The organism is Pseudomonas veronii, assembly GCF_002028325.1.
Taxonomy (GTDB): domain Bacteria; phylum Pseudomonadota; class Gammaproteobacteria; order Pseudomonadales; family Pseudomonadaceae; genus Aquipseudomonas; species Aquipseudomonas veronii.
Genome location: NZ_CP018420.1, coordinates 1642565 through 1668440, shown reverse-complemented (window position 1 = coordinate 1668440; position 25876 = coordinate 1642565). Strand labels below are relative to the sequence as shown.

Here is a 25876-nt window from a genome sequence, read left to right as displayed (position 1 = left end):
TAGACCTCTATCGCCGCAGACACAAAACTTAAGGACGAGTTAAAAATGCCTATTGCTTAATGGCTAAAAAGCCAATTAAACCTTCCATCAGAACTAAATCAAGGATGACTCTGTGTCACAGCAAAACTTCAACGACAACATCGTAAACTGGACATTTGAAAACTATGCAACACTGGCAAGCTTAGGTAGCGGTATCGCCATCTGTTTGTTAGCTTTGTACATTTATTCACGTTCAGGCTCACTGATATTCCTACGCGACTTAATGTGGCGCTTTTTCGGCGGCTCCACAAAATTTGAAACCGAAGACTACGAACAAGTACGAAAAAACCTCAGGGAAGTTGAATACTACCGATTCGAGTTCAACATACCCGCACAGAACTTGGTTGACACCAAACTCGCCGAGGAATGGATCAAGAAAAATGGCTTCTGCCATAGAGATGTTGCACGAGCAAGAAAATATATAGACTGGAAAAACTTTAACAGCCTAAAATTTAAAGAGGCCCTGTTTTCGAAAAAAGCTCAATGTGCGTTTTTTGCGCTACTCTTCTTTTTCTTCGTAATTATCAGCATTTCAGTACCACTTACGAACGCAAAATACCTGATGGTTTCATTGAAAGACGCTCCGGAAGCTCCGTCATTTTACCTATCCGAGGGCGATGCTAAATTCAGCTTTTTCAAATCCAACCCAACGCTAACAGAGAAAGAGTGCCAGTCACCGGAATCACTTAAAAAATTTATCAATCACGAATTCTCAGAAAAAAATATCAACATCATCTGCTCGCTCTTTGGCGAGGACAAATACCGTGAGCATGTAAACAATGGGCTCAAGGGGCAACGAGGGCTTCTTCTGGCAATCGTCGCAATTTCGATTTTCTCCGTGTTCTGTATATTGGTGCGAATATCCAGATCAGATGTTGCAAAAAAACTCCACGAAAAAATTCATCCACCCAAAAAACAAATTTTCAAAAAATAACCCATCCAGCTGAATAGCTTTGCGACTCTTACATTACACCGTTAGAGTCGCCTCGCTGGATTGATCACACCCCGAAGCCTTTTCTAGACTACGAGCAGGCTCATAGGACGTTTGGCGAAGACCTTCGCTGCGGCCTCTTCCGCTGACAGCGAAGCGCCGAAGATGCTGTCCAGCCGCATGGCGGAATCGACCGACACGGCGTTGCCACTGCTGGAGGTGCTGAACCACTCTTGCCAGAAGGCCCTTTCAGCCAAGCCAATGGGCACGCCGAGCCACTGCTGCAAGGCGGCGCGCAGCCGTCCGGGTTTCCAGCGTTTCACGGCCAGACGCCCGCCATGATCGGGTTGTTGAAGAAGCCCTTGCGGCCACCGATGTCGGTCAGCCATGAACGGCAGGCAAAAAAATCCGGCACTCTTATCAGAAGCCCGGATTTTTCAGCAAATCAAACTAGCTCAGTACTACAGAGCTTTTACCGGCTTAATCAAACTCTCCGCCGGAATCCCAAACATCTCATGCAGTTTCCAAATCATCGGCAGCGTAAGAGCTCGCTTCCCGTTCAGAACCTCATAAACCCGATTCTTGCGCCCGATGGCAGGCACAAGGTCTGTCGCTGACAAACCGGACTGCTCCATCCTGAAACGTATGGCATCCACCGGGCTGGGCAGGTCAACCGGGAAGTGTTTCGCTTCATAAGCTTCGATCAGCGTAATCATTACCTCTAGGTAATCCCCTTCAGGAGTCCCTGGCTCTGGTTCATTATCGAACAGCGGCGAGACAGCCTTCAGCGCTTCTTGGTAATCCTGTTCGGTATGAATGGGGCGAATGTTCATGGGTTACTCCATTTCAACAGTATCTGCGTCAACGGCGTCGTACTGCTTATGTGTGCCGACAAATTTGATATAGAGAGCGCTGTAGCGGTAGGCCACAGCGACCACTAGCCGGTAGTCATTGCCCTTGATGTTGAACACGACCCGGCGGCTCTTGAGAACGCTCGCATGGCGAAACTGGCCTTTGATGTCTGCGGGCGTCTGCCAGCTCGCTTTCTTGACCTCGTCAATCCAGGCAAGGAGGGATTGCTCTGAATCCGGATACTTCTGCCAAAAAGTCTTGAGCTGGCTGATCGCGATGATTCTCATAGAATGATCCTAGTCCCACGGTGGGACTCACACAAGTGCGTTTCATCTGTTTGCCGTGTCCTGATACTCCCCCACACTCAGAAACGCCAAACTGAAATCATAAAAAATTTTGCAGTCAGACACCCGCCATGATCGGGTCGTTGGAGAAGCCGTCGCGGTCACAGAAGAGATGTACGTCGCCGTGGTGGGGATCAAAGGGTCCACGATCACTGCGGCGCCGGTGCGACCGCGACGAGAGCATTCAGCACAAAGTGGATGATCCCGGAGCCAGCCGAGTCGAGTATTTTGCCAGTGGTAGCTATAGAGCCTGGGTTTACTCTCGCTCATCGCCGGGGAAATTTGATGCGTGCGAAACGTTATCAATTAGAACTTTTAAACGCCTTCACTAGACTCAATCAGCAACCCCTGATAATTTAAATTAAAATCAGACCCAACTTATAAAGCACACACAACATGACTATTGAAAACAACATGAGAGGGATAGTTATAGCACCCTCACTAGATCTCGACACACATAAAAATATTAGCTACTTAGGAACCATTCACCCTGACACCTTTAAAAAATACTTACTTTACTTTGACAAAATTGACATCCCAAAAACTACCAGAATAGGTTTTAAATCAACACCTGACGATAAATTTCTCGAGAGCGCTGGGATCTTAGAGCACACGCTGCACGACGAGGGCTCTACATTTCAGCCAAAGCACACAAAACTAAACCTAATCGAAAATGCCCTGAAGATACGCCATAGTGTCCAACCTGGGCAGTGGAGCCTGGCGAATCACAAGCTCTCTCCGAGCGAGAACCAGCTTACGAAGAACCCAGGGATCGAAATAAAAATTTATGAATGCCTACCGATTCCAAGCCCAGAATCATCTTTCGATGACATATTAAACTACAAAGACAAGAGAGAAGATGAACTTTTAGAATTTCGAAATCATCTAGACGACATCTACCAACTGATTCTTTCTCAGCCAGACACCGAGAGAGCTTTAGTGACAGCAATAGCAAACCTCAAAAAATCCATAACCAACGTCAATGCCTCAGCTACGAAAGGCCTACTACGAAGAGTTGCTTCCAGCTTCAACATCAGCCTTAACATCGAAAGCACTTTTTCGTTGGCCAGTGCTTTACTAACAGGAGACAAAAGTCAGGTCATCAAAGAAGCATTGGGTTTCATTAGCCTTGAACCTGCAAAACTATTTACAGCGACTGAAATCCCGAAGGATCTAAAGGCGCTCTCTTATTTGGTCAACCTCAACAAAATATGACATCACTCGTCCAACCTTTATAACTCGATAGCGATGGGGATCCGTCCTATACGGAGATGCAAGCAACCAACCTGAGATCTTTTTACTCTCTAACAGAAAACCTACAAAGTAGGCGTTTCAAGTGTGCTTCCACAACGACACAGTGATAAAGCTTTGACGCACTATCGGCTGACAGCTGGTCAAGTACCGCGTCTCTCAGAGCGTCTCGATAACTCAGCAATCATTCGATCATGCAGTCGCTGGGCCCAGTTGCGATAAGTCCTATCCGCCGATGGCTCCAGTCCCAGCTGCCGCATCTGCTCAGCAACGGATAGCTCCCGCTCGCCAATTTGGCTAACCGCTGGCCCTACTCACCTTGATGTTGCAACCAGGCCAATGCGGCTTCCACCTCGCGTGCCATGTGATCGGGACCGGCTCCCACGAGTAGATCCCTTGAGCCCGGCGTACCACGGGCCCCCCCCCCCAGTTTTGGCAAGACATTCGAAAGAGAATCGGTGCGCGTTTGGCAGCATCAACACGGACTCGAACAAAGTAAGCATCTTTCAGCTCGAAGTGATATTCGCTTTCGGGGGAGTTCATGGTTTTTTCACCCCGATCCAAAAGCTGCAGGTACGTGCGCGCTTCGGCGTACTGAATAACGCCTGCTGCGCCTTCTACGGAGACCACCACATTGCTTGAGTAGGCAGCGGCGGGAGAGCCGCGCAACAAGGTGCGGTAGCGGGTATCGCATCACCAAATCCTTATGAGTGATGGAAGGCTGCTGGGCGAGCCTTGAGAATTGCCCTAAACCAAACCCCAACAACGAAAAAGCCCCTGAAATGTTCAACCATTTCAGGGGCTTAGTCGTATTTAATAATGGCGGAGAGATAGGGATTCGAACCCTAGGTACCGGTGAAGGTACAACGGATTTCGAATCCGTCCCATTCGGCCACTCTGGCATCTCTCCAACGGCGCGCATCATAACAGCCTGTCTCTGGAAAGCAAAGCGCCGAAGCGATTTTTTTCCGTGCTATCAGATGCTTGCGTCGATTACAGCGGTACGCCGAGGCGCTTGGCGACTTCTTCGTAGGCTTCGATCACATCACCGAGGCCTTGGCGGAAGCGGTCCTTGTCCATCTTCTTCTTGGTGTCCTTGTCCCACAGGCGGCAGCCGTCCGGGCTGAATTCGTCGCCCAGGACGATGGAGCCGTCGTGGAACACGCCGAATTCAAGCTTGAAGTCGACCAGCAAGAGGCCGGCGTCGTCGAACAGCTTGCTCAGCACGTCGTTGACCTTGAGGGACAGTTCCTTCATGCGCGCCAGTTGCTCGGCGGTGCCCCAGCCGAACGCCACGACGTGGGATTCGTTGATGAACGGGTCGCCCTTGGCGTCGTCCTTCAGGAACAGCTCGAACGTGTAAGGGTTGAGCTTGAGGCCCTCCTCCACGCCCAGGCGCTTGACCAGGCTGCCAGCGGCGTAGTTACGCACGACGCATTCGACCGGGATCATGTCCAGCTTCTTGACCAGGCACTCGTTGTCGCTCAGCAGTTTATCGAATTGGGTCGGAATGCCGGCCGCTTCGAGTTTCTGCATGATGAAGGCGTTGAACTTGTTGTTCACCATGCCCTTGCGATCCAGTTGTTCGATGCGCTTGCCGTCGAACGCCGAAGTGTCGTTGCGAAACAGCAGGATCAGGCGGTTGGCGTCGTCGGTCTTGTACACCGACTTGGCTTTGCCGCGGTAGAGTTCTTCACGTTTTTCCATGATGGGCTCCGCTTTGAGTGAGGTGGGCTAGGCGATGTGTCGCCAGTCGAGCCCTGAATCTTGATCGGCCAGTTGCAGCCAGTCCGGGTCGCACCCAAGGGTATCGACAAAACATTGCCGGGCCAGCTGCGGCAGGTTGTTCTTGCTGCTCAGGTGGGCCAGGACCAGGTGTTGCAGGTCTTGCCAGCCCAACTCATACACCAGGTACGCCGCCTGGTGGTTGTTCAAATGCCCGAGTTCGCCGCCCACCCGTTGCTTGAGAAAGTACGGGTAATGACCGCGAGCCAACAGGTCTCGGCAGTGGTTGGACTCGATCATCAATGCATCGAGATCCCGGTAACCGTCCAGCACCTTGGCGCAGTAGGAACCCAGGTCGGTGAGTACGCCGAAACGTCGCTCGCCGCCACTGAATACATACTGCGTCGGCTCCTGGGCGTCATGCGCCACGGCAATCACATCGATGCACAAGGCACCGATCTGCAGTTGCTCGCCACCGGCCAGGAAGCCTGCGGGTTCAATGGGTTTGCGCATCCCGCGCAAGGTGCCGCGACTCAGGTACACCGGAAGATTGTAGCGCCGAGACAGCAAACCCACGCCATGCACATGGTCGGCATGTTCGTGGGTCACCAGAATCGCGCTCAGCTGCGAGGGGTGAACCCCCAGGCGCAGCAGGCGCCGCTCGGTTTCCCTTAACGAGAAACCACAATCCACCAGCACATACGTGTCGTCTTGAGCGACCAGCGTGCCGTTCCCTTGGCTACCGCTGCCGAGAACGGCAAAACGCATCGGATCAGCCCAGGTTGTCCTGAATCACGCCCAACACTTTGCGCGCTGTTTCAGCTGGCGCAACGGTGTTGATGTTCTTCTCGACGGTGACTTGCACGCTGTCGCCAACCTTGCTCAAACGAATCTGATAACGCTCGGCGCGGGTTTCGATCTCTTCCTTGGTCGGCGCGCTGCCGAACAATTTGCTGAAGAAACCTGGCTCGGCGTCTTTCTTCTCGGCTTTTTCCGCCACGTTGATGTAGTACAGGCCCAGGCTGCGGTTGATGTCTTCAACACGCCAAGGGCCTTGTTCCAACGCGCGACCGACACTGGCCCAGGCACGGTCCAGATCTTCACCCAGGTTCAGCACCACGTTGCCGCTGCCGTCTTCGGTGAGGCTGACGCGGCTCGGGGTATCGTAATCGCGTGCGGCGAGCAGGGAGATCGAACCGCCCTTCTCGGAAATACGGCTCATGCTGGCCAGCATCTCGTCGACCAGTGCGGCGTCGACGCCGGTGTTGACCGAGCGGTTGGTGAACTCGACGTTGGATGTGCTGCCGGCAGGACGCTCGGCGCTGACCACATAGACTTCACTGGTATTGCGCTGCACGCCAGGCTCGATGCGTACACGTACACGGGCTTCGCTGTCAGCGGCGATACCGCCGGACTGCAAACGCTTGGCCATGCTGGCGGACAGCTCGCTGCCTTGCTGCCACGCCGTGGTGAACTCACCGGTCTGCGGGCGCTGCTCGTCGATGCGAAAGCCATTGTCCTGGAAGAACTGCACCGCCACCGGCCAGACTTCGGCAGGTGGGCGCTGTGCCACGATCCAACGCGAATCGCCGCTCTTCTGCAGGCTGTAGTCGCTGGTATTCGCCACGGCCGAGATCGGCTGTGGACGCGGCACCACGTACTCACCCTTGGCAGTGTCGTCGGCGACATTGCGTGGAATCGGCAGCAACGGGTCAAGGCGCTTGGCGACGTTGACGTCCGGCGGCAGTTGCATCGGTTTGGTTGCTTGTGCTTCCAGGTAATCGCTGCCGCGGTCACGGAAGTAGCCTTCCGGGCCCCAGATCCAACCGCAGCCGCTGGTGCTGGAGATAATCAAGGCAAGTGCGGAAAGTCCGGCCAATCGCTTCATGCGTAGTGCTTCCTCAATTAAACCAGGACGCCGGACTGGCGCAGGGCCTGTCGCAGCGGTTCGTGACAGGCTTCGCTGAGGCGGGTGAGCGGCAGACGGATACCGTCCGGCATCATGCCCATCTCGAACAGCGCCCATTTCACGGGAATAGGGTTGGATTCGATAAACAGTGTCTTGTTGAGCGGCATCAGCTTCTCGTGAATCGCACGCGCGGTCACGGCATCGCCGGCGAGGGCGGCGGCGCACATGTCGCTCATGGCACGCGGGGCCACGTTGGCGGTCACCGAGATGTTGCCCTTGCCGCCCAGCAGGATCAGCTCGACAGCAGTGGCATCGTCGCCGGAATACACCAGGAAGTCGCTGCTCACGCCTGCCAGGATGTCCTTGGCGCGCTGCAGGTCGCCGGTGGCTTCCTTGATGCCGATGATGTTCGGCACGGTGGACAGGCGGATCACGGTCTCGGCCTTCATGTCGCACGCGGTGCGACCTGGCACGTTATAGAGGATCTGCGGGATATCGACCGCTTCGGCAATGGTGCGGAAGTGCTGGTACAGGCCTTCCTGGGTCGGCTTGTTGTAGTACGGGGTCACCAGCAGGCAGGCGTCGGCGCCGGCTTTCTTGGCGTTCCTGGTCAGCTCGATCGCTTCACGCGTCGAGTTGGCGCCCGTACCGGCGATCACGGCGATACGGCCCGCGACACGCTTGACCACGAACTCGATGACCTGGATGTGTTCTTCCACGTCGAGAGTGGCCGACTCACCTGTGGTGCCGACCGCCACAATGGCGTTGGTGCCCTCTTGCAGGTGGAAGTCCACCAGTTTGCCCAGGCTATCCCAGTCGAGACGACCTTGTGCATCCATGGGTGTGACCAGTGCCACCATACTGCCCGCAATCATGCAACCGCTCCTGCCGGAAAAAGAGAGCCGTAATGGTACTGGCGCCAAGATGCTTGTACAAGCGAAGTACCGCCTGAGGATGCGTTCTGGCGCAACTAAACGACGGGCATTGCCATCATTGCGCGAAAGTGCGGGTCGAGACGGGGTAAAAACCCGCCGATCACGCAATGAAAACGCCACCTCCTATCCCTTGGCGACGCTTTTCGCTACCCTTCATGCTTTGATCGATACAGCCCTCACCGTATCGACCGCTCATCGTTTTAGGAAGGCTGCATGTCCACCCCCACAGTTCGCGAACAATTCCTTGTTATCAGTGCCCTCGGCGCCAACCCCATGGAGCTGACCAACGTCCTGTGCCGCGCCAGCCATGAAAACCGCTGCGCCGTCGTCACCTCCCGCCTCACCCGCCATGGCGAGTGCAGTGCGCTGGTGCTGCAGATTTCCGGCACCTGGGACGCCCTGGCACGCCTGGAGACCGGCCTGCCGGGCCTGGCCAAGAAGCACGACTTCACCGTCAATGTGGTACGCAGCGCCGCGCTGGAAAACCGCCCGCAGGCCCTGCCTTACGTGGCGTATGTCAGCTCGGCCTACCGCTCGGACATCGTCAACGAGTTGTGCCAGTTCTTCATCGACCATAACGTCGAGCTGGAAAACCTCACCTGCGACACCTACCAGGCACCGCAAACCGGCGGCACCATGCTCAACGCCACGTTTACCGTGACCTTGCCGGCCGGCGTGCAGATCAGTTGGCTGCGCGACCAGTTCCTCGACTTCGCCGATGCCCTGAACCTCGACGCCTTGATCGAGCCGTGGCGCCCACAGAACCCAATGTAAGGAAGCCCCCATGGCGGTAGTCATCGACAAACCCGTAGCCGATTTCGAAGCCCAGGCCACCAGCGGCCAGACCTTCAGCCTCGCAGCCCTCAAGGGCAAGCAAGTGGTGATCTACTTCTACCCGAAGGACAGCACCCCGGGTTGCACCACCGAAGGCCAGGGTTTCCGTGACCAGTACGCAGCGTTCAAGGCAGCCAACACCGAAGTGTTTGGCGTGTCGCGCGACAGCGTGAAGTCCCATGAGAACTTCAAGGGCAAGCAGGAATTCCCGTTCGAGCTGATCAGCGACAAGGACGAAGCGGTTTGCCAGCTGTTTGATGTGATCAAGCTGAAGAAGCTGTATGGCAAGGAATACCTGGGCGTGGATCGCAGCACCTTCCTGATCGACAAGGATGGCGTGCTGCGCCAGGAATGGCGTGGCGTGAAAGTGCCAGGGCATGTGGACGCCGTGCTGGCGGCCGCCCAGGCTTTGCATAACGCGTGAGCATCATCGGGAGAGGGCGCACGCGCCCTCCCCTCGCTTCAGAGTAAGGGCGCCACCACCGGTTCCTGCCGCGGCCATGCATCCAGCACCGCCTTGAACAGCGTCGCCAGAGGGATCGCAAAGAACACGCCCCAGACCCCCCACAACCCGCCGAACAACAATACCGCGCAGATGATCGCCACCGGATGCAGGTTGACCGCCTCCGAGAACAGCAGCGGCACCAGTACGTTGCCGTCCAGGGTCTGGATGATGCCGTACACCGCCATCAGGTAGATAAACTGGTCGCTCCAGCCCCACTGGAACAAGGCGATCAACGTGACCGGCACCGTCACCACCACCGCGCCGACATACGGCACCACCACTGAAATGCCCACCAGCAATGCAAGCAGCGCCGCGTAGTTCAGGTCCAGGGCAATAAAGGCGATGTAGGTCACGCCGCCACAGATGATGATCTCGATCACCTTGCCGCGAATGTAGTTGGCGATCTGCCGGTTCATCTCCTCGGCCACCCGGGTGATCAGCGCACGCTCACGCGGCAGATAGCCACTTACCCAGCGGCCGATCATCGCGCGGTCCTTGAGGAAGAAAAACACCAGGATCGGCACCAGCACCAGGTAGATCATGATGTTGACCAGCAACGGCAGGCTGGACAGGGAAAAGGTCACCGCCCACTGCCCGAACTTTCCGATCTCGCCGCGCGCCACTTCGATGGCTTGCAAGACCTGCTCATCCGACACCAGATGCGGGTAGCGCTCCGGCAACAGCAGCAATAGCGACTGCCATTTGGCGAGCATGCCGGGCAACTCATTGAACAGGGTGATCAACTGGTGCCACAGCAGTGGCACGACCACCACGATAAATACCAGCAACAGCCCCATGAACAAAGCAAATACCAGCCCCACTGCCGCCGCGCCCGGTAAGCGCAGACGCTCCAGGGTGGTGACCAACCCCTGCATCAGGTAGGCCAGCACCATCCCCGCCAGCACCGGGGCGAGCATGCCGCCCAGGGTGAGGACGGCGGTAAAGGCCAGGAACAGCAGGACCGCCAGCACCACGGCTTCCTCGTCGGAGAAGTAGCGCTGAATCCAGTCTCGTAACACTTTGAACATCAATCAACCTCGGGTGGTGGGAAACGGACGCTTCAGGCCTTGCGCAACCAATAACGGTAGACACCGGCGGCGTCTTCTTCATGCACCAGGGTATGACCGGCCAGCCTGGCAAAGGTGCGGAAATCACGCTGGGAACCGGCATCCGTGGCGATGACTTTGAGCACCGCGCCGCTGGCCAATCGATTGAGTTCGAGTTTGGCCTTGAGCAAAGGCAACGGGCAATTGAGGCCGCTGGCATCGAGTTCGGCATCAAAGGCTACAGCGTCGGTCATGGTTTTACTCCGGGCAAGCGTTCAGGTTGCTTAGAATATCTGGTCCGACGCTCAGTGTCCGGCTACAGTAAGCTCTTTGTCGAAAGGCTCTGTGCATGACTTTTTTGCGCCCCACCCTGCTGACGCTGGCCTGCCTGCTGGCCTCCCCGGCCTTTGCCGACGACCTGCCGTCACTTGGCGACGCCAGCTCAGCCATTGTCTCGCCACAACAGGAATACCAACTGGGCCGCGCCTGGCTTGCCTACTTACGCGGCCAGGTCGCGCAGCTCAACGATCCGCAGCTCAAGGATTACGTCGAAACCAGCGTGTACAAACTGGTGGAGACCAGCCAGGTCAATGACCGCCGCCTGGAGTTCATCCTGATCGACAGCCCGCAGCTCAACGCCTTTGCCGCGCCTGGCGGTATCGTCGGGGTCAACGGCGGGCTGTTCCTCAACGCCCAGACCGAAGGTGAATACGCCTCGGTGCTGGCCCACGAATTGGCTCACTTGTCTCAGCGCCACTTCGCCCGCGGCGTCGAAGCGCAACAGCGCATGCAGATCCCGATGATGGCCGCGATGCTCGGCGGCATCATTGCCGCCGCAGCCGGTGCGGGCGACGCCGGCATTGCTGCAATTGCCGGCACCCAGGCCGCGGCGATCCAGGAACAACGGCGCTTCTCGCGCCAGAATGAACAAGAGGCCGACCGCATCGGCATCCTCAACCTGGAGAAAGCCGGTTACGACCCACGCTCCATGCCGACCATGTTCGAGCGCCTGATGCGTCAATACCGCTTCGACGCCAAGCCGCCGGAATTCCTGCTGACTCACCCGGTGACCGAATCGCGCATCGCCGACACCCGCAACCGCGCCGAACAGGCCAAGCTCGGCGGCACCGAAGACAGCCTGCGTTATCAATTGATTCGCGCACGGGTGCAGTTGAAATACGAAGACACGCCAGGCCTCGCCGCCAAGCGCTTCCAGGCCCAACTGGACGAAAACCCGAAAAGCGACGTGGCGCGCTATGGTCTGGCCATCGCCCAAATCAAGGGAACCAAGCTCAAGGAAGCCCGGGAAAACCTGGCCCCGCTGTTGGCCAAGTCGCCCAACGACATTACCTACAACCTGGCACAGATCGAACTGGACATCACCAACAACCGCTTGCCGGATGCCCAGCAACGCACTGACCGGATGCTCACCCAGTACCCCGGCAACTATCCGCTGAACCAGGTGCGAGTGGACCTTTTACTCAAACAGAACCGCACCGCCGATGCGGAAAAGGCCCTGGACGGTTTGCTCAAGTCGCGCCCGGACGATCCGGACGTGTGGTACCAGGTCGCCGAAACGCGCGGTTTGTCCGGCAATATCATCGGCCTGCACCAGGCGCGCGCCGAGTACTTCGCCCTGGTCGGCGACTTCCAGCAAGCCATTCAACAACTGGACTTCGCCAAGCGCCGTGCCGGCAGCAACTTCCCACTGTCGTCACGTATCGACGCACGCCAGCGTGAACTGATCGAACAGGAACGCTTGGTGAAAGGAATGATGGGCTAAACCCACCGCCCACAAAAAAGCCCCGCCCTCGTTAAACGAAGGCGGGGCTTTTTGATGCGCCGGTGTTACTCAGCCAGCTTGAAGGTAATGAAGCTGGCACGGCCCTGACGCAGGACGCGCATCGAGACCGAACGGTTCTTCGGCAGCGCCTTGGCGATGTCGGTGAACTGCTTGGTGCTGTCGATGGCCTGATTGTTCAGGTGAGTGATCACATCGCCTGGCTGCAGGCCGATCAACGCGGCAGGACCGTCCTGCACTTCCTTGATCACCACGCCGCTTTTCAGGTCGAAGGCCGTCTTCTGCTCGTCCGTCAGCTCGGCCACGGCAATACCCAGGCGATTGCTGCTGCGCTCGGCGCCCGGCTTGGCGCTACCGAGGGCATCGAGGGTCGCGCCTTCTTCCGGAATGGCGCCGACGGTCAGTTCAACGTTCTGGCGTTTGCCTTCACGGATCACTTCCAGCTTGGCTTTGCTGCCCGCCTTGAGCGCGCCCACCAAATGCGGCAGGTCTGCCGACATGACGATCGGCTGGCCGTTCATGCTCAGAATCACGTCGCCGACTTGCAGGCCGCCCTTGGCTGCCGGGCCGTCGTCCTGGATCTGAGCGACCAGCGCACCGGCCGGCTTGTCGAGGCCGAAGGACTCGGCCAGGTCCTTGTTCACTTCCTGGATCACCACGCCCAACCAGCCACGGCTGACTTTGCCGCCGCTTTTGAGTTGGTTGGAAACGTCCATGGCCACGTCGATCGGGATGGCGAACGACACGCCCATGAAGCCACCGGAGCGCGTGTAGATCTGCGAGTTGATGCCGACCACCTCGCCGTTCAGGTTGAACAGCGGGCCACCGGAGTTACCCGGGTTGATCGGTACGTCGGTCTGGATGAACGGCACGTAGTTTTCGTTGGGCAGGCTGCGGCCGATGGCGCTGACGATGCCTTGGGTCACGGTGTGGTCAAAGCCAAACGGCGAACCGATCGCCACGACCCATTGCCCGGCCTTCAGGTCCTGGGACTTGCCCAGTTTCAGCACAGGCAGGTCCTTGCCGTCGATCTTCAGCAACGCCACGTCGGAACGTGGGTCAGTGCCGACCAGCTTGGCTTTCAACTCGCTGCGGTCAGCCAGACGGACGAGGATCTCGTCAGCGTCGGCAATCACATGGTTGTTGGTCAGGATGTAGCCATCGGGCGAGATGATGAAGCCTGAGCCCAGGGACTGCGCTTCACGCTGGCCACCGCCACCGCCACGGGGCGCGCGTTGTTGCGGCATGCCACGCTCGAAGAACTCGCGCAGCATCGGCGGCAGGCCTTCCAGGTCCGGCATCTGCTGGTCGGAGACTTTGCGCTCGGGCAGTTTTTGCGTGGTACTGATGTTCACCACGGCAGGCGAGGCCTGCTCGACCAATTGGGTGAAATCAGGCAGCTCGACCGCTTGCGCGGGCACGGCCTGACCCAACACCAACAATGTGGCGACTATGGATAAATAGGACTTCAAGCGTGGTATCGACATACAGCTCCCGTTACGACGAGCAGGGTTGGGCGACAGGGTTCTGGAAACGCCGGAAACTGTGACCGACATCTCCGTTCCGCGAACAAAACATGGTCAGCGCCGACAAGCCCTGACCTATAAAAAATATGAGAGATTTTTGCAAGTGAAAATGCTGGACCGGACATTTCATGACGCTCGGCAGCCAACCTCGCATGGACGTAGGGTGAAAGGCCAGGATGAACATAAGATTAACGATTCACGGCTTGGCGGCTGGTTTTTTTTCACCGCGCACCGACAGCGCGATGCGCTCGGCGGTGCCCATGGGGATTTCGCCCACTACCGTGACCATCATTTCGCCATCCACCGTATTCAGCCGACGCGACACCGCCACCGTCGGGCCCAACTGGGTACGGGTTTCGGTAACGCCGGATTCGCCGATCGGCTCAAGAAATACCGAAAACCGCGCCAGCCCATCTTCATACATCCGACTGTCGACCGTCGCTTTGGTCTGGGTGTCTTTGCGCGCATTGCTGCTGGTCAACTGGAAACCCGGCGGCAACCATTCCAGATGCCAGTCCTGGGCAGGTTGCACCTCGGGCGCTTTAGCCGTGGCCACTGCAATAGGCGTGCAATCGCCAGTGGGTTGCAAGTCGCGATCATCCGGCGTGACCGAGGTGTTCAATCGCGTGAACTGGAAACGCTCCAGCAACTGCCCCTGATCGTTCACCAGCAGGGATTTAAGGGGCAACGCGGTTTCGCGGTCCAGGTGCAACTCAAAACCATAGCGGTATTGGTCACGCGGGGTGATCGACACAATCACCGCATTTCGACCGGCCACGCGAGATTTGCCGATGACGGCCAGTTCATAGAATTGCGCGATTTTTTGCGGATCAAGCGCACGTGAAGGGGCATCACGCGAATTGCCGAGGCCGGCGACAAGAGTGCCGCTGACGCATTGCGTCCGACCGTCTACCCGCACGACTTCCTGAGCCGAACCGTCGAGCTGCAAAAGCCGCTCGCGAACCTGACCGTCCTGGACACGATGCCAGATGTCGTGGGTAGAAAAGTTGCCGTTACGCTCGTAGACAAACGTACCTTGGAAGCTTTGCTGTTGCTCAGCACGCCCAAGTCGAGTCAACCAGTCTTGGGCATCATCGGCGTGGGCGGGGAGTGCAAACCAACCACTGAGCAAAAGCGTAAGGAGCGGTATGGCGCGCATAGTGCTCCTCAACGGTTCAACGGTTTTCCAGGCTTGCCGCGCGAGCATAAGGCAGAGCGCTTTCAGTGCCTTTCAAGGCCGATTCCTGTGCGTGTTGGCGCAGGTAGCCTGGAAGACGCTGATCCTGCCAGCCGGATTGCCCTTGAAGCACACCGTTCGCCATCGGGCCGGTAGTGTCGGAGCTTTCCTTGTAGCCTGCCAGTACGGCGGGGCCCTTGACTTGCGGGCCAGCCATGATCGGTTGCTGAGTCTGCTGGGCCAGTTCGGCACCGGCGATTTCGTCCTGGTTGTACAGGCGAACACCAGCCAGAACGGCAACAGTCACCGAAGCGGCCACTGCCAGGCGACCCAGGCTACGCCATGGCCCCCGCGCAGCTTTTGCCGGAACGGCTTCATCAGCCAGTGCAGCAGAAACGGCCGCAGCAATATCCAGACGAGGGATTAGAAGATCCTTGTGCATCACCGCCCGAGCGACTTGGTAACGAGACCAGGTATCACGGGTTTCGGCATCACCGAATGCATTGAGCACCCGACGAAGTTCCAGTTCATCCGCTTCGTTATCCATCACTGCGGACAGCGATTCCTGCAGGGCATCACGACTCATGGCGGTTCCTCTCTTGGCTGTCGCCGCTGTCTTTAGTTTTCCTGCAACAACGGTTGCAAGGCTTTATCGATGGCTTCCCGGGCCCGGAAAATCCGTGACCTTACAGTCCCCACCGGACACTGCATGACGCTCGCAATGTCTTCATAACTCAGACCATCGAATTCACGTAAAGTTAACGCCGTCCGTAAATCTTCTGGCAGTTGCTGAATAGTGCGATGAACGGTGCCTTCGATCTCGTCGCGCAGCAATGCACGCTCCGGCGACTCGAGATCTTTGAGGCCGTGATCACCATCGTAAAATTCTGCATCTTCCGAACTGACATCACTATCTGGTGGGCGGCGTCCGCGAGACACCAGATAGTTCTTCGCCGTGTTGATGGCGATGCGGTAGAGCCACGTGTAAAACGCGCTGTCACCGCGGAAATTGCCCAGCGCACGGTATGCCTTGATAAAGGCTTCCTGTGCAACGTCCTGCGCTTCATGGGTGTCGTGCACAAACCGCACGATCAACCCGAGAATTTTGTGCTGGTATTTCAGCACTAGCAGATCAAAAGCTCGCTTGTCGCCGCGTTGAACGCGCTCGACCAGCTGCTGATCCTCTTCCTGGGTTAGCATGAACACTCCTCGTTGTACTTGAAGGAGGCTTGCATAACTGAACGATCAGGCTTGCAAACATAGACTCGGACTTTCCGCAAAAGTTCTCCCCTCCAAGCAAGTTTCCGGCATGCACTGATTTGGCACACACGAAAAACGCAGCGCGGGCAATGCCGGCTGCGCGAATAATCTTGTCGCCGGTTTCCTGACGCGTCCAATGCTCCCGACGGGCCAATAAACTCAACGTTTTCCCAGCTTTCGGGCAACCTGCTATTGAGTCGGGGCTTATGCAAAAAGTTCCCACTTCAATAACCGGTCCATTTACCTTGGCCGTGCACCGTAATTTCACATTGCCACGAATGCGCGGCTATTGTGCCGCTCCCCCCCTCTATATACTAGTAGCCCGTGTGACCCTTTGATTCGCCGATCCAGGCGTCCTGTTTGCGCCAGCCCCTGTGGATCGCTTTTTGCGGAATCCTTCAAATGAGCCAACAGTTTCAACACGATGTCCTGGTGATCGGCAGCGGCGCAGCCGGCCTGAGCCTTGCGCTGACCCTCCCCAGCCACCTGCGCATTGCGGTGCTGAGCAAAGGCGACCTGGCCAATGGCTCGACATTCTGGGCCCAGGGCGGTGTTGCCGCCGTGCTGGACGACACCGACACGGTGCAGTCCCACGTCGAAGACACCCTCAACGCCGGCGGCGGCCTGTGCCACGAAGATGCGGTGCGCTTTACCGTCGAACATAGCCGCGAAGCCATTCAATGGCTGATCGACCAGGGCGTGCCGTTTACCCGTGACGATCACGCCGGCAGCGATGACGGCGGCTTCGAGTTCCACCTGACCCGCGAAGGCGGGCACAGCCATCGCCGCATCATCCACGCCGCCGACGCCACCGGGGCCGCGATCTTCAGGACCCTGCTCGAACAAGCCCGCCAACGCCCGAACATCGAACTGCTTGAGCAACGGGTGGCCGTCGACCTGATCACCGAGAAACGCCTGGGCCTGTCGGGCGAGCGCTGCCTCGGCGCCTATGTACTCAACCGCAACAGCGGCGAAGTCGACACCTACGGCGCGCGCTTCACCATTCTCGCCTCGGGCGGCGCGGCCAAGGTCTACCTCTATACCAGCAACCCCGACGGTGCCTGTGGCGACGGCATCGCCATGGCCTGGCGCTCGGGCTGCCGGGTGGCCAACCTGGAATTCAACCAGTTCCACCCCACCTGCCTGTATCACCCGCTGGCCAAGAGCTTCCTGATCACCGAAGCCCTGCGCGGCGAAGGCGCGCACCTGAAACTGCCGAATGGCGAGCGCTTCATGCAACGCTTCGACCCGCGCGCCGAACTGGCCCCGCGCGATATCGTCGCCCGCGCCATCGACCATGAAATGAAGCGCCTGGGCATCGACTGCGTCTACCTGGACATCAGCCACAAGCCCGAAGCGTTTATCAAGACTCACTTCCCGACGGTCTACGAGCGCTGCCTGGCCTTCAATATCGACATCACCAAAGGCCCGATCCCGGTGGTGCCGGCCGCGCACTACACCTGCGGCGGCGTGATGGTCGACCAACACGGGCGCACCGACGTGCCCGGCCTGTACGCGATCGGCGAAACCAGCTTCACCGGCCTGCACGGCGCCAACCGCATGGCCAGCAACTCGCTGCTCGAATGTTTCGTCTATGCGCGTTCGGCGGCGGCGGACATCCTTGAACAACTGCCGCAGATCCCCGTCCCGGCCGCCCTGCCCCGCTGGGACGCGAGCCAGGTGACCGATTCGGACGAAGACGTGATCATCGCCCACAACTGGGACGAACTGCGACGCTTCATGTGGGACTACGTAGGGATCGTGCGGACCAACAAACGCCTGCAACGCGCACAACACCGCGTGCGACTGTTGCTGGATGAGATCGACGAGTTCTACAGCAACTACAAAGTCAGCCGCGACCTGATCGAATTGCGCAACCTGGCCCAAGTGGCGGAGCTGATGATCCGCTCGGCCATGGAGCGCAAGGAAAGCCGGGGCCTGCATTACACCCTCGACTACCCGCAGATGCTGCCCGAGGCCCGCGATACTATTCTGGTGCCAACCACCTACGCCGACTGAACTTCAGGCGAACCCGCAGGCGCCGGTGTACATCGGCGGCCTGCGAATCCTTGGGCACACAGATCGACCGCACCGCCCATTCGCCCTGCACCCGATAGCGCAGCACCACGATCAACGGCAACGCCAGGCTGTCGGGACGCAGTTGCACGCGGTGCCAGCCGCGCGCTTCGCTCCACAACTGCCACCCGCTTTCGTCACGGCGCAGGCCGCGAATCGACGAACGGTGAGTCAGCCGGATATGGCGCGGGATAACCCAGGCGGCGTGAGCCAGGCACAGCAACAGGCCAAGGCTTGAATAAGGCAAATCGACAAGCAGCAGCGCACCCAGTGCGGACGACTGGGCCAGGAGATAGGCCGCCAGCAACAGCCGCGAGGCCTGCCAGCGGCATTCGAAGGCGGGATTACTTGGGCTGGACACGATCCAGGATCATCCGAACCATGCGCTGCAGCTCCGGGTCTTCCGATTCAGCGCGTTCCATGAACCAGCCGAACATGTCCTGGTCTTCGCATTCCAGCAGGCGCACGTAACACTTGCGATCCACCTCGTTAAGGGTCGAGTAAACCTCTCTGACGAATGGCACCAGCAACACGTCCAGCTCAAGCATGCCGCGACGGCTGTGCCAGTAGAGGCGATTGAGTTCTACATCTTCGACCATGGAACGCTCCTCAAATAGATTGCAAGTATACAGGCCCCAAGGCAGCGGAACAGTCGGCTTTGGTCGCCCCCTACAGAAACTATCCATTTGTCGGGCGCCCCTCTATGATGCACCTAGACTTTTTGACCTGCGATGACCCATGGCCGACTCTGCTTTCTTCTGCCCACTGACCCACGAAGGCGTTCTCGCCGTCCGCGGCGCCGACGCTGCCAAGTTCCTGCAGGGCCAACTCACCTGCAACCTCAACTACCTGAGCGACACCCAGGCCAGCCTCGGCGCGCGCTGCACGCAAAAAGGGCGCATGCAGTCGAGCTTTCGCATCCTGCTGCAAGGTGATGGCGTGCTCTTGGCCATGGCCACCGAGCTGCTGGAACCGCAACTGGCCGACCTGAAGAAATACGCGGTGTTCTCCAAATCCAAACTCACCGACGAAAGCGCCGCCTGGGCACGTTTCGGCCTGGCGAACGCGGATCAGGCCCTGGCGAGCCTGGGCCTGGAACTGCCGGCCGCGACCGACAGCGTCGTCCGCAGCGAACAATTGATCGCCATCCGCGTATCCCCTGGTCGCGTCGAACTCTGGGCGCCCGCCGAGCAAGCCGAAGCTGTGCGCAGCCAATTGGCCGCGCAGTTGCAAACGGCTGACTTAAATGACTGGCTGCTGGGCCAGGTGCGCGCCGGTATCGGCCAGGTCATGCCGCAGACCCGCGAGCTGTTTATCCCGCAGATGCTCAACCTGCAGGCCGTGGGCGGCGTCAGTTTCAAGAAAGGCTGCTACACCGGCCAGGAAATCGTCGCGCGCATGCAATACCTGGGCAAACTCAAGCGTCGCCTGTACCGCCTGAGCCTGAATGCCGCTGAATTGCCCGAGCCCGGCACGCCGCTGTTTTCTCCCAGCCACAACAGCGCGATCGGCGAAGTGGTGATCGCGGCAAAAGCTGACCAAATGGTGGAACTTCTGGCGGTTCTGCAAGCCGAAGCAGCCGAGAGTGGTGATGTGCATTTAGGCACCCTCGAAGGTCCCGGTTTGCAACTACTTGACCTGCCCTACCAATTGGATCGTGATCGAGAGATCCAGCACTGATCGTCGCACCCCTTTGCAACACCTTAGAGAGCATGAATGAACGAGCTGGCGGAAAAAGTCCAACAGGCTTTGATTGCGGCCATCGACAACGATGACCTGGTTCTGCCGACATTACCGGAAGTGGCCCTGAGCATTCGTCAGGCCGCCGAAGACCCGGAAATCGGCATCAGCCACTTGAGCAAAGTGATCGGTCGCGACACCGCGCTGTCGGCGCGCTTGATCAAAGTGGTCAACAGCCCGCTGTTGCGGGCGACGCAGGAAGTCACCGACCTGCACACCGCCATCACCCGGCTGGGCACCAACTACAGCAGCAACCTGGCGATCGGCCTGGTGATGGAGCAGATCTTCCACGCCCGTTCCGAAGTGATCGAACAGAAAATGCGCGACGTCTGGCGCCGCAGCCTGGAAGTGGCGGGCGTCAGCTACGCGCTGTGCCGCAGCCACAGCCAGCTCAAGCCGGACCAGGCAGCGCTCGGAGGCCTGGTGCACCAGATCGGTGTGCTGCCGATCCTGACCTACGCCGAAGACCATTACGAGTTGCTCTCTGACCCGGTCAGCCTCAACCACATGATCGAGAAAAGCCACCCAATGCTCGGCGACAAACTCCTGCGTGGCTGGGATTTCCCGGAGATGCTGGTGAAGCTGCCGGGCCAATACCTGGACCTGGAACGCGACTCCGCCAGCCTCGACTATATCGACCTGGTGCAAGTCGCCGTGCTGTATTGCCATCGCGGCACCGCGCATCCGCTGGCGGATGTACCGATCACCAACCTGCCGGCAGTCAAGAAACTGCGCCTGGACCTTTACAGCGACAGCGTGCGTGCGGAACTGGATGAAGCGCGGTCGATGTTCTACTGATCAACCGGCGACAAAACTGACGCGCACTTTCAAGCCCGTCGGTTCACCATCATGCAGACTGATCTGGGCCAGATGCGCGCGACAGATTTCGCCGACAATCGCCAGGCCCAGACCGGAGCCCAGGCCCTGCTGACTGCGGCGATAGAAGCGTTCGAACACGCGGTCGCGCTCGTCCAGCGGGATGCCCGGGCCATCATCTTCCACTTCCAGCACCGCCGGTGCCGTCACGCGCAGGATCACATTGCCGCCAGGCGGCGTATGCGCCAGGGCGTTATCCACCAGGTTACTCAACAGCTCGTTGAGCAGCGTCGGTTCGCCGCGCAGCCACACCGGCTCGTCGGCCTCCAGCGCCAGCGCGACCCCACGCGCATGGGCCAACGGCGCCATGGCCATGCCCAGTTCGCGGGCCAGTTGGCTGAGGTCGAGCAATTGTGCCCCGCCTTCGGCAATCGCCCGTGCGCCGTTTTCGATGCGCGCCAAGGACAACAATTGATTGGCCAGATGGGTCAGGCGGTCGGTGCCTTGCGCGGCGGTTTCCAGGGTGCTGCGCCAGGTGGCCGGGTCTTCGGCGCGCAGGCCGAGTTCCAGGCGCGCCTTGAGCGCGGCCAGCGGCGTGCGCAGTTCGTGGGCCGCATCGGCGATAAACTGTGCCTGGCGCTCGAACTGGCCCCGCAGGCGTTCGGTGAAATGGTTGATGGAACGCACCAGCGGGCCGAACTCGAGCTGCACCTCGACCAGCGGCAACGGCCGCAGATCGTCGGGCTGGCGCTCTTCCACCGCCGTGCGCAAGCGCTCCAGCGGGCGCAACGCCGCGCTCACGGCAAACCACACCAGCAATAGCGCGCCGATGGCGAGCATGCCCAGGCGCAGCAAGGTGTCGGCCATCAGGCTGCGGGCCATGCTGACGCGGGCTTCATCGGTCTCGGCCACGCGGATTTCCGCCATGCCGTTCATGTTCGGTTCGGAAACCGCCTTGAGCAGGCTCACCACGCGCACGGCCTGGCCCTGGTACGTAGCGTTGTAAAACCGTGCCAATGCCGGGTAATCATCGGTGCGCGGCGTGCCAGGCGGCGGGCCGGGGAGGTTTTCGTAACCGGAAATCAGCTTCTGGTCGATGTCATTGACCTGGTAATAAATCCGCCCGGCGCTGTCGTAGGCAAAGGTGTCCAGGGCCACATACGGCACATTCGCGCTCAAGCTGCCGTCGACCTCGGTCAGGCCGGCGGCAATCGTGCGTGCCGAGGCCAGCAAGGTGCGGTCATAGGCGGTGTCGGCGGCTTCGCGGCCGTTCCAGTAGGCGCTCATGCCGCTGGCGACCATCAACAGCACCAGCAACAGCGCGAGGTTCCACAGCAGCCGCCAGCGCAGACTGCTGGGCTTATGCATCGCGCGCTTCCAGCAGGTAGCCGAGGCCACGGAAGGTGACGATGGCGATGGGCTGGCCGTCGAGTTTCTTGCGCAGGCGGTGTATGTAGATTTCGATCGCATCCGGGCTGGCCTCTTCGTCGAGGCCGAACACCTGGGCGGCCAGTTGCTCCTTGCTCATCACCCGGCCCGGGCGCGCGATCAGCGCTTCAAGCACAGCTTGCTCGCGGGACGTGAGGGTCAGCAGCTCGCCGCCGACCGTGAAGCGGCGGGTATCGAGGTCGTAGACCAGCACGCCGCACGCCTGCTGGCGCTCGCCGCCGAGCACGCTGCGCCGCAACAGCGCCTTGACCCGCGCCTCCAGTTCCGTCAGCTCGAACGGCTTGGCCAGGTAATCGTCAGCGCCCAGGTTCAGGCCATGCACACGGTCTTTCACATCACTGCGCGCCGTCAGCATCAGCACCGGCAGATTTTTCCCACGCGCCCGCAAGCGCGCCAACACCTCGAAACCGTCCATGCGCGGCAAGCCCACATCGAGGATCGCCGCGGCGTATTCCTCACTGCCCAAGGCCAGGTCCGCGGCCACTCCGTCGTGCAGCACATCGACGGTCAGACCCGTGCTCTTGAGCGCCTGGGCGACACTTTCGGCCAGTTGCAAATGGTCTTCAACCAGGAGGACACGCATGGATTTCTACCTCATTCGGGGGTGGTCGGCGCCACGCTCTGCGAGGCAGTTTACAGGCGCCGCCTGGGCTGTGAAGCCCGAAAACATTGAAAGGCAACTGAAAGGTTAGTGAAAGCTTCACCCTTTAGCATCCAGCCACGGTAGGCCGTGCCCGCCGAGCTGCCTGATCCGTAGCGCCCGAAAAACGCCTCGAAGCGTTTTCGTCAAATAAGAACAATAACGGAGTACTCAACGATGCTGTCGACACAGCCCCAGGCTTGCACGCCTGTGCGTTTTTCCCGCCTGACCCAAACCGCCCTTGCCAGCGCCGCCACCCTTGCCGGCTTTTCGCCGCTTGCCCAAGCCGCCTTCTTCGAAGACAGCAGCGCGACCCTGGAAACCCGCAACATGTACTTCAACCGCGACTTTCGCGACGGCACCAGCGCCCAGCAATCCAAGCGCGACGAATGGGCCCAGGGCTTCATGCTCAACCTGCAATCGGGCTACACCGATGGCACCGTCGGCTTTGGCGTGGATGCGCTGGGCATGCTCGGCGTCAAGCTCGACTCCAGCCCCGACCGCACCGGCACCGGCCTGCTGCCCACCCACGACGATGGCCGCGCCGCCAACGAGTATTCCAAGCTGGGCCTGACCGGCAAAGTGAAGATCTCCGCCACCGAGCTGAAAGTCGGCGCGCTGATCCCCGAACTGCCGATCCTCAAGCCCAACGACGGCCGCATCCTGCCGCAAACCTTCAACGGCGGCCTGATCACCTCGAAAGAGTTCAAGAACCTGGTGTTCACCGGTGGCCGTCTCGACAAGGCCAAGGACCGCGACGACACCAACTACGAGGACATCGCCCTCAACAACAAGAACAGCCGTTTCCTCAGCGGCGCCACCGGCAAGCACTTCAATTTCGGCGGCGTGGACTACAAGTTCGCCGACAAGATCACCGGCAGCTATCACTTCGCCCAACTCGACGACGTGTACCGCCAGCACTTCCTCGGCCTGGTGGCGGCGCGCCCGATGGGCCCCGGCACCTTCGCCACCGATCTGCGCCTGGCGATCAGCGACGACACCGGCGCCGCCCGCGGCGGCAAGATCGACAACACCTCCCTCAACGGCCTGTTCAGCTATGCCCTCAATGGCCATAAGCTCAGCGCCGGCTACCAGCACATGTCCGGCGACAGCGCGTTTCCGTATGTGGATGGCAGCGACCCGTACCTGGTCAACTTCGTGCAGATCAACGACTTTGCCGGCGCTGAGGAACGCTCCTGGCAGGCACGCTACGACTATGACTTCGCCAAGCTGGGGATTCCCGGCCTGAGTTTCATGAGCCGTTACCTGTCGGGTGACCATATCAAGCTCAAGAACGGCGAGACCGGCAAGGAGTGGGAACGCAACAGCGAGATCAAGTACGTGGTGCAAAGCGGCACGTTCAAGGATGTCGCCGTGCGCCTGCGCAATGCGACGTATCGTTCCAACTATTCAGCCCGTGATGCGGATGAAGTACGCCTGCTGGTCAGTTACAGCGTCGCGCTCTGGTAAGCAGTGCCTGGTAATAGCCACTCATAACAACAACGATGGAGATAACCATGACCCTTTCATTGCGTAAATTCGCCCTCGCCGCCGGCTGCATGCTGTTCGCCGGCCAACTGCTGGCCGCCGACGAACCCAAGCGCCCGGAATGCATCGCCCCGGCCTCCCCTGGCGGTGGTTTTGACCTGACCTGCAAACTGGCGCAAAGCGCGCTGGTCAACCAGAAGCTGCTGAGCAAGCCGATGCGCGTGACCTACATGCCTGGTGGCGTGGGCGCAGTGGCCTACAACGCCGTGGTCGCACAGCGCCCTGCAGACGGCGGCACCCTGGTGGCCTGGTCCAGCGGTTCGCTGCTGAACCTGGCCCAGGGCAAGTTCGGGCGCTTCGATGAAAGCGCCGTGCGTTGGCTGGCAGCGGTCGGCACCAGCTACGGCGCCATCGCGGTGAAAAGCGATTCGCCTTACAAAAATCTCGACGACCTGGTGCAGGCGCTGAAGAAAGATCCGAGCAAAGTGGTCATCGGTTCCGGCGGCACCGTGGGTAGCCAGGACTGGATGCAAACCGCGCTGATCGCCAAGGCCGCCGGGATCAACCCGCGCGACCTGCGCTATGTGGCGCTGGAAGGTGGCGGTGAAATTGTCACCGCGCTGATGGGCAACCACATCCAGGTGGGCAGTACCGACATCTCCGATTCCATGCCCCATATCCAGAGTGGAGACATGCGCTTGCTCGCGGTGTTCTCCGAAGCGCGCCTGGACGAGCCGGAAATGAAGGATATTCCGACCGCCAGAGAGCAAGGCTACGACATCGTCTGGCCAGTGGTGCGCGGTTTCTACCTTGGGCCAAAAGTCAGCGATGCCGACTACGCCTGGTGGAAAGACGCCTTCGACAAACTGCTGGCCTCCGAAGACTTCGCCAAGCTGCGTGACCAGCGCGAGCTGTTCCCGTTCGCCATGACCGGCCCGGAGCTGGACACCTACGTGAAGAAGCAGGTAGCGGACTACAAAGTGCTGGCCAAAGAGTTCGGCCTGATCCAGTAATCGCCCCTCTGTCGCGCGGCCACGCCCTGCTGAACCAGGGGCGTGGCCCAGGAGTTCAACATGCTCTTACAACGCATATTCGCCGCCGCGCTGCTGCTGGCCTGCGCGGGCCTGGCCTTGATGGCCTGGCCCTACCAGGCGTCGTTTTCCTACGAACCCGTGGGGCCTCGGGCCTACCCGCTGCTGATGCTCGGGCTGATGAGCCTGGCGCTGATCTACATGCTGTTTCGCCCGCAGCCGACCAAACACACTGAGGAAGAACCCGCGCTGGACCGCGCCACCCTGATCAAGATCGGCATCTGCGTGGCGCTATTGATCGTGTTTGCCGCCACCTTCGAATCCCTCGGTTTCATTCTCAGCAGCATGTTGATCGGCATTCCGATGGCACGGCTGTATGGCGGCCGCTGGTTGCCCGGTGCGGTGATCATCACCTTGATGAGCGTCGGCCTTTATCTGCTGTTCGATAAAGCCATGGATGTTCCGCTGCCCCTCGGCCTGCTCGACGTTCTGGAGAACTGA

General features: G+C 59.3%; 28 protein-coding genes and 1 tRNA gene. 11 read left to right on the top strand and 18 right to left on the bottom strand.

Annotated elements, in window-relative coordinates; translation table 11 throughout:
* Positions 1 to 112: 112 nt before the first annotated feature.
* Entirely contained in the window at positions 113 to 973 is an 861-nt protein-coding gene (locus PverR02_RS07660; protein ID WP_079443049.1) for a DUF6216 family protein, read from the top strand.
* A gap of 83 nt (positions 974 to 1056) precedes the next feature.
* On the opposite strand, the gene PverR02_RS07655 is transcribed toward PverR02_RS07660, so the two are convergent.
* The 3 genes from PverR02_RS07655 to PverR02_RS07645 all read right to left on the bottom strand — a co-directional run bounded on the left by PverR02_RS07655 (position 1057) and on the right by PverR02_RS07645 (position 2109).
* Positions 1057 to 1293 (bottom strand): hypothetical protein, encoded by a 237-nt coding sequence (locus PverR02_RS07655; RefSeq protein WP_079443048.1) that lies wholly within the window; start codon positions 1291 to 1293, stop codon positions 1057 to 1059.
* Between the two features lie 138 nt (positions 1294 to 1431).
* Positions 1432 to 1803, bottom strand: a complete 372-nt coding sequence (locus tag PverR02_RS07650) for a helix-turn-helix domain-containing protein (RefSeq protein ID WP_079443047.1) — start codon at positions 1801 to 1803, stop codon at positions 1432 to 1434.
* 3 nt (positions 1804 to 1806) lie between these two features.
* Positions 1807 to 2109: a type II toxin-antitoxin system HigB family toxin gene (locus tag PverR02_RS07645; RefSeq protein WP_079443046.1), complete on the bottom strand. Its 303-nt coding sequence runs from the start codon at positions 2107 to 2109 to the stop codon at positions 1807 to 1809.
* 453 nt (positions 2110 to 2562) lie between these two features.
* Here PverR02_RS07645 and PverR02_RS07640 point away from each other — a divergent pair, with 453 nt between their 5' ends.
* Positions 2563 to 3381, top strand: coding sequence for a DUF6236 family protein (locus PverR02_RS07640; RefSeq protein ID WP_152031989.1), 819 nt, complete (start codon positions 2563 to 2565; stop codon positions 3379 to 3381).
* A gap of 856 nt (positions 3382 to 4237) precedes the next feature.
* On the opposite strand, the gene PverR02_RS07635 is transcribed toward PverR02_RS07640, so the two are convergent.
* The 5 genes from PverR02_RS07635 to dapA all read right to left on the bottom strand — a co-directional run bounded on the left by PverR02_RS07635 (position 4238) and on the right by dapA (position 7926).
* Positions 4238 to 4327, bottom strand: a tRNA-Ser gene (locus PverR02_RS07635).
* Positions 4328 to 4410: 83 nt separating this feature from the next.
* Entirely contained in the window at positions 4411 to 5124 is a 714-nt protein-coding gene (gene purC, locus PverR02_RS07630; protein WP_017844921.1) for a phosphoribosylaminoimidazolesuccinocarboxamide synthase, read from the bottom strand.
* A 27-nt stretch (positions 5125 to 5151) separates the two neighbouring features.
* The gene (locus tag PverR02_RS07625; RefSeq protein WP_079443044.1) at positions 5152 to 5910 is read right to left on the bottom strand and encodes an MBL fold metallo-hydrolase; all 759 of its coding nucleotides are present in this window, start codon (positions 5908 to 5910) and stop codon (positions 5152 to 5154) included.
* Positions 5911 to 5914: 4 nt separating this feature from the next.
* A complete protein-coding gene (gene bamC / locus PverR02_RS07620) occupies positions 5915 to 7030 on the bottom strand; it encodes an outer membrane protein assembly factor BamC (RefSeq protein WP_046384365.1) in 1116 nt (371 codons plus the stop codon).
* A gap of 17 nt (positions 7031 to 7047) precedes the next feature.
* Positions 7048 to 7926: a 4-hydroxy-tetrahydrodipicolinate synthase gene (gene dapA / locus PverR02_RS07615; protein ID WP_017844918.1), complete on the bottom strand. Its 879-nt coding sequence runs from the start codon at positions 7924 to 7926 to the stop codon at positions 7048 to 7050.
* A 273-nt stretch (positions 7927 to 8199) separates the two neighbouring features.
* On the opposite strand from dapA, the gene PverR02_RS07610 reads away from it, so the two are divergent.
* Positions 8200 to 8760, top strand: coding sequence for a glycine cleavage system protein R (locus PverR02_RS07610; protein ID WP_003172487.1), 561 nt, complete (start codon positions 8200 to 8202; stop codon positions 8758 to 8760).
* A gap of 10 nt (positions 8761 to 8770) precedes the next feature.
* Positions 8771 to 9244: a peroxiredoxin gene (locus PverR02_RS07605; protein ID WP_046384366.1), complete on the top strand. Its 474-nt coding sequence runs from the start codon at positions 8771 to 8773 to the stop codon at positions 9242 to 9244.
* A 38-nt stretch (positions 9245 to 9282) separates the two neighbouring features.
* On the opposite strand, the gene PverR02_RS07600 is transcribed toward PverR02_RS07605, so the two are convergent.
* Both PverR02_RS07600 and PverR02_RS07595 read right to left on the bottom strand, forming a co-directional pair.
* Complete coding sequence (locus PverR02_RS07600; protein WP_079443043.1) at positions 9283 to 10353, bottom strand: AI-2E family transporter; 1071 nt, start codon at positions 10351 to 10353, stop codon at positions 9283 to 9285.
* A 32-nt stretch (positions 10354 to 10385) separates the two neighbouring features.
* Positions 10386 to 10625 carry a sulfurtransferase TusA family protein gene (locus tag PverR02_RS07595; RefSeq protein WP_017844915.1) on the bottom strand — a complete coding sequence of 80 codons (240 nt, stop codon included), beginning with the start codon at positions 10623 to 10625 and terminating at the stop codon, positions 10386 to 10388.
* 95 nt (positions 10626 to 10720) lie between these two features.
* On the opposite strand from PverR02_RS07595, the gene PverR02_RS07590 reads away from it, so the two are divergent.
* On the top strand, positions 10721 to 12154 hold the full coding sequence (locus PverR02_RS07590) for a M48 family metalloprotease (protein ID WP_057004971.1): 1434 nt from the start codon (positions 10721 to 10723) through the stop codon (positions 12152 to 12154).
* A gap of 65 nt (positions 12155 to 12219) precedes the next feature.
* Here the strand turns inward: PverR02_RS07590 and PverR02_RS07585 are convergent, their stop codons facing one another.
* The 4 genes from PverR02_RS07585 to rpoE all read right to left on the bottom strand — a co-directional run bounded on the left by PverR02_RS07585 (position 12220) and on the right by rpoE (position 16075).
* Positions 12220 to 13659: a DegQ family serine endoprotease gene (locus tag PverR02_RS07585; RefSeq protein ID WP_079443042.1), complete on the bottom strand. Its 1440-nt coding sequence runs from the start codon at positions 13657 to 13659 to the stop codon at positions 12220 to 12222.
* 235 nt (positions 13660 to 13894) lie between these two features.
* On the bottom strand, positions 13895 to 14857 hold the full coding sequence (locus PverR02_RS07580) for a MucB/RseB C-terminal domain-containing protein (protein WP_046384369.1): 963 nt from the start codon (positions 14855 to 14857) through the stop codon (positions 13895 to 13897).
* Between the two features lie 16 nt (positions 14858 to 14873).
* Entirely contained in the window at positions 14874 to 15461 is a 588-nt protein-coding gene (locus tag PverR02_RS07575; RefSeq protein ID WP_046384370.1) for a sigma-E factor negative regulatory protein, read from the bottom strand.
* 32 nt (positions 15462 to 15493) lie between these two features.
* Complete coding sequence (gene rpoE / locus PverR02_RS07570) at positions 15494 to 16075, bottom strand: RNA polymerase sigma factor RpoE (RefSeq protein WP_003172477.1); 582 nt, start codon at positions 16073 to 16075, stop codon at positions 15494 to 15496.
* A gap of 462 nt (positions 16076 to 16537) precedes the next feature.
* Between rpoE and nadB the strand changes: the two genes are divergently transcribed.
* Positions 16538 to 18154 carry an L-aspartate oxidase gene (gene nadB, locus PverR02_RS07565; protein ID WP_017844910.1) on the top strand — a complete coding sequence of 539 codons (1617 nt, stop codon included), beginning with the start codon at positions 16538 to 16540 and terminating at the stop codon, positions 18152 to 18154.
* Here the strand turns inward: nadB and PverR02_RS07560 are convergent.
* Entirely contained in the window at positions 18123 to 18572 is a 450-nt protein-coding gene (locus PverR02_RS07560) for a protein YgfX (RefSeq protein ID WP_017844909.1), read from the bottom strand. The two genes, nadB and PverR02_RS07560, sit on opposite strands and share 32 nt — an antisense overlap.
* Positions 18556 to 18810: an FAD assembly factor SdhE gene (locus tag PverR02_RS07555; protein WP_057004969.1), complete on the bottom strand. Its 255-nt coding sequence runs from the start codon at positions 18808 to 18810 to the stop codon at positions 18556 to 18558. The genes PverR02_RS07560 and PverR02_RS07555 overlap by 17 nt, the downstream gene beginning before the upstream one ends.
* Positions 18811 to 18949: 139 nt before the next feature.
* Here PverR02_RS07555 and ygfZ point away from each other — a divergent pair, with 139 nt between their 5' ends.
* Positions 18950 to 19891, top strand: a complete 942-nt coding sequence (gene ygfZ / locus PverR02_RS07550; RefSeq protein ID WP_079443041.1) for a CAF17-like 4Fe-4S cluster assembly/insertion protein YgfZ — start codon at positions 18950 to 18952, stop codon at positions 19889 to 19891.
* A 36-nt stretch (positions 19892 to 19927) separates the two neighbouring features.
* Positions 19928 to 20749, top strand: a complete 822-nt coding sequence (locus tag PverR02_RS07545) for an HDOD domain-containing protein (RefSeq protein WP_017844907.1) — start codon at positions 19928 to 19930, stop codon at positions 20747 to 20749.
* Here PverR02_RS07545 and PverR02_RS07540 read toward each other — a convergent pair whose 3' ends face one another.
* Positions 20750 to 22135 (bottom strand): sensor histidine kinase, encoded by a 1386-nt coding sequence (locus PverR02_RS07540; RefSeq protein WP_017844906.1) that lies wholly within the window; start codon positions 22133 to 22135, stop codon positions 20750 to 20752.
* Positions 22128 to 22799 carry a response regulator gene (locus tag PverR02_RS07535; RefSeq protein WP_017844905.1) on the bottom strand — a complete coding sequence of 224 codons (672 nt, stop codon included), beginning with the start codon at positions 22797 to 22799 and terminating at the stop codon, positions 22128 to 22130. The genes PverR02_RS07540 and PverR02_RS07535 overlap by 8 nt, the downstream gene beginning before the upstream one ends.
* Positions 22800 to 23033: 234 nt before the next feature.
* Here PverR02_RS07535 and PverR02_RS07530 point away from each other — a divergent pair, with 234 nt between their 5' ends.
* Genes PverR02_RS07530 through PverR02_RS07520 form a run of 3 tightly spaced genes read left to right on the top strand, consistent with a single transcriptional unit; the run spans position 23034 to position 25876 of the window.
* Entirely contained in the window at positions 23034 to 24326 is a 1293-nt protein-coding gene (locus tag PverR02_RS07530) for an OprD family porin (protein ID WP_046384374.1), read from the top strand.
* A 41-nt stretch (positions 24327 to 24367) separates the two neighbouring features.
* A complete protein-coding gene (locus PverR02_RS07525) occupies positions 24368 to 25357 on the top strand; it encodes a Bug family tripartite tricarboxylate transporter substrate binding protein (RefSeq protein ID WP_164887021.1) in 990 nt (329 codons plus the stop codon).
* A 60-nt stretch (positions 25358 to 25417) separates the two neighbouring features.
* Entirely contained in the window at positions 25418 to 25876 is a 459-nt protein-coding gene (locus tag PverR02_RS07520) for a tripartite tricarboxylate transporter TctB family protein (RefSeq protein WP_046384376.1), read from the top strand.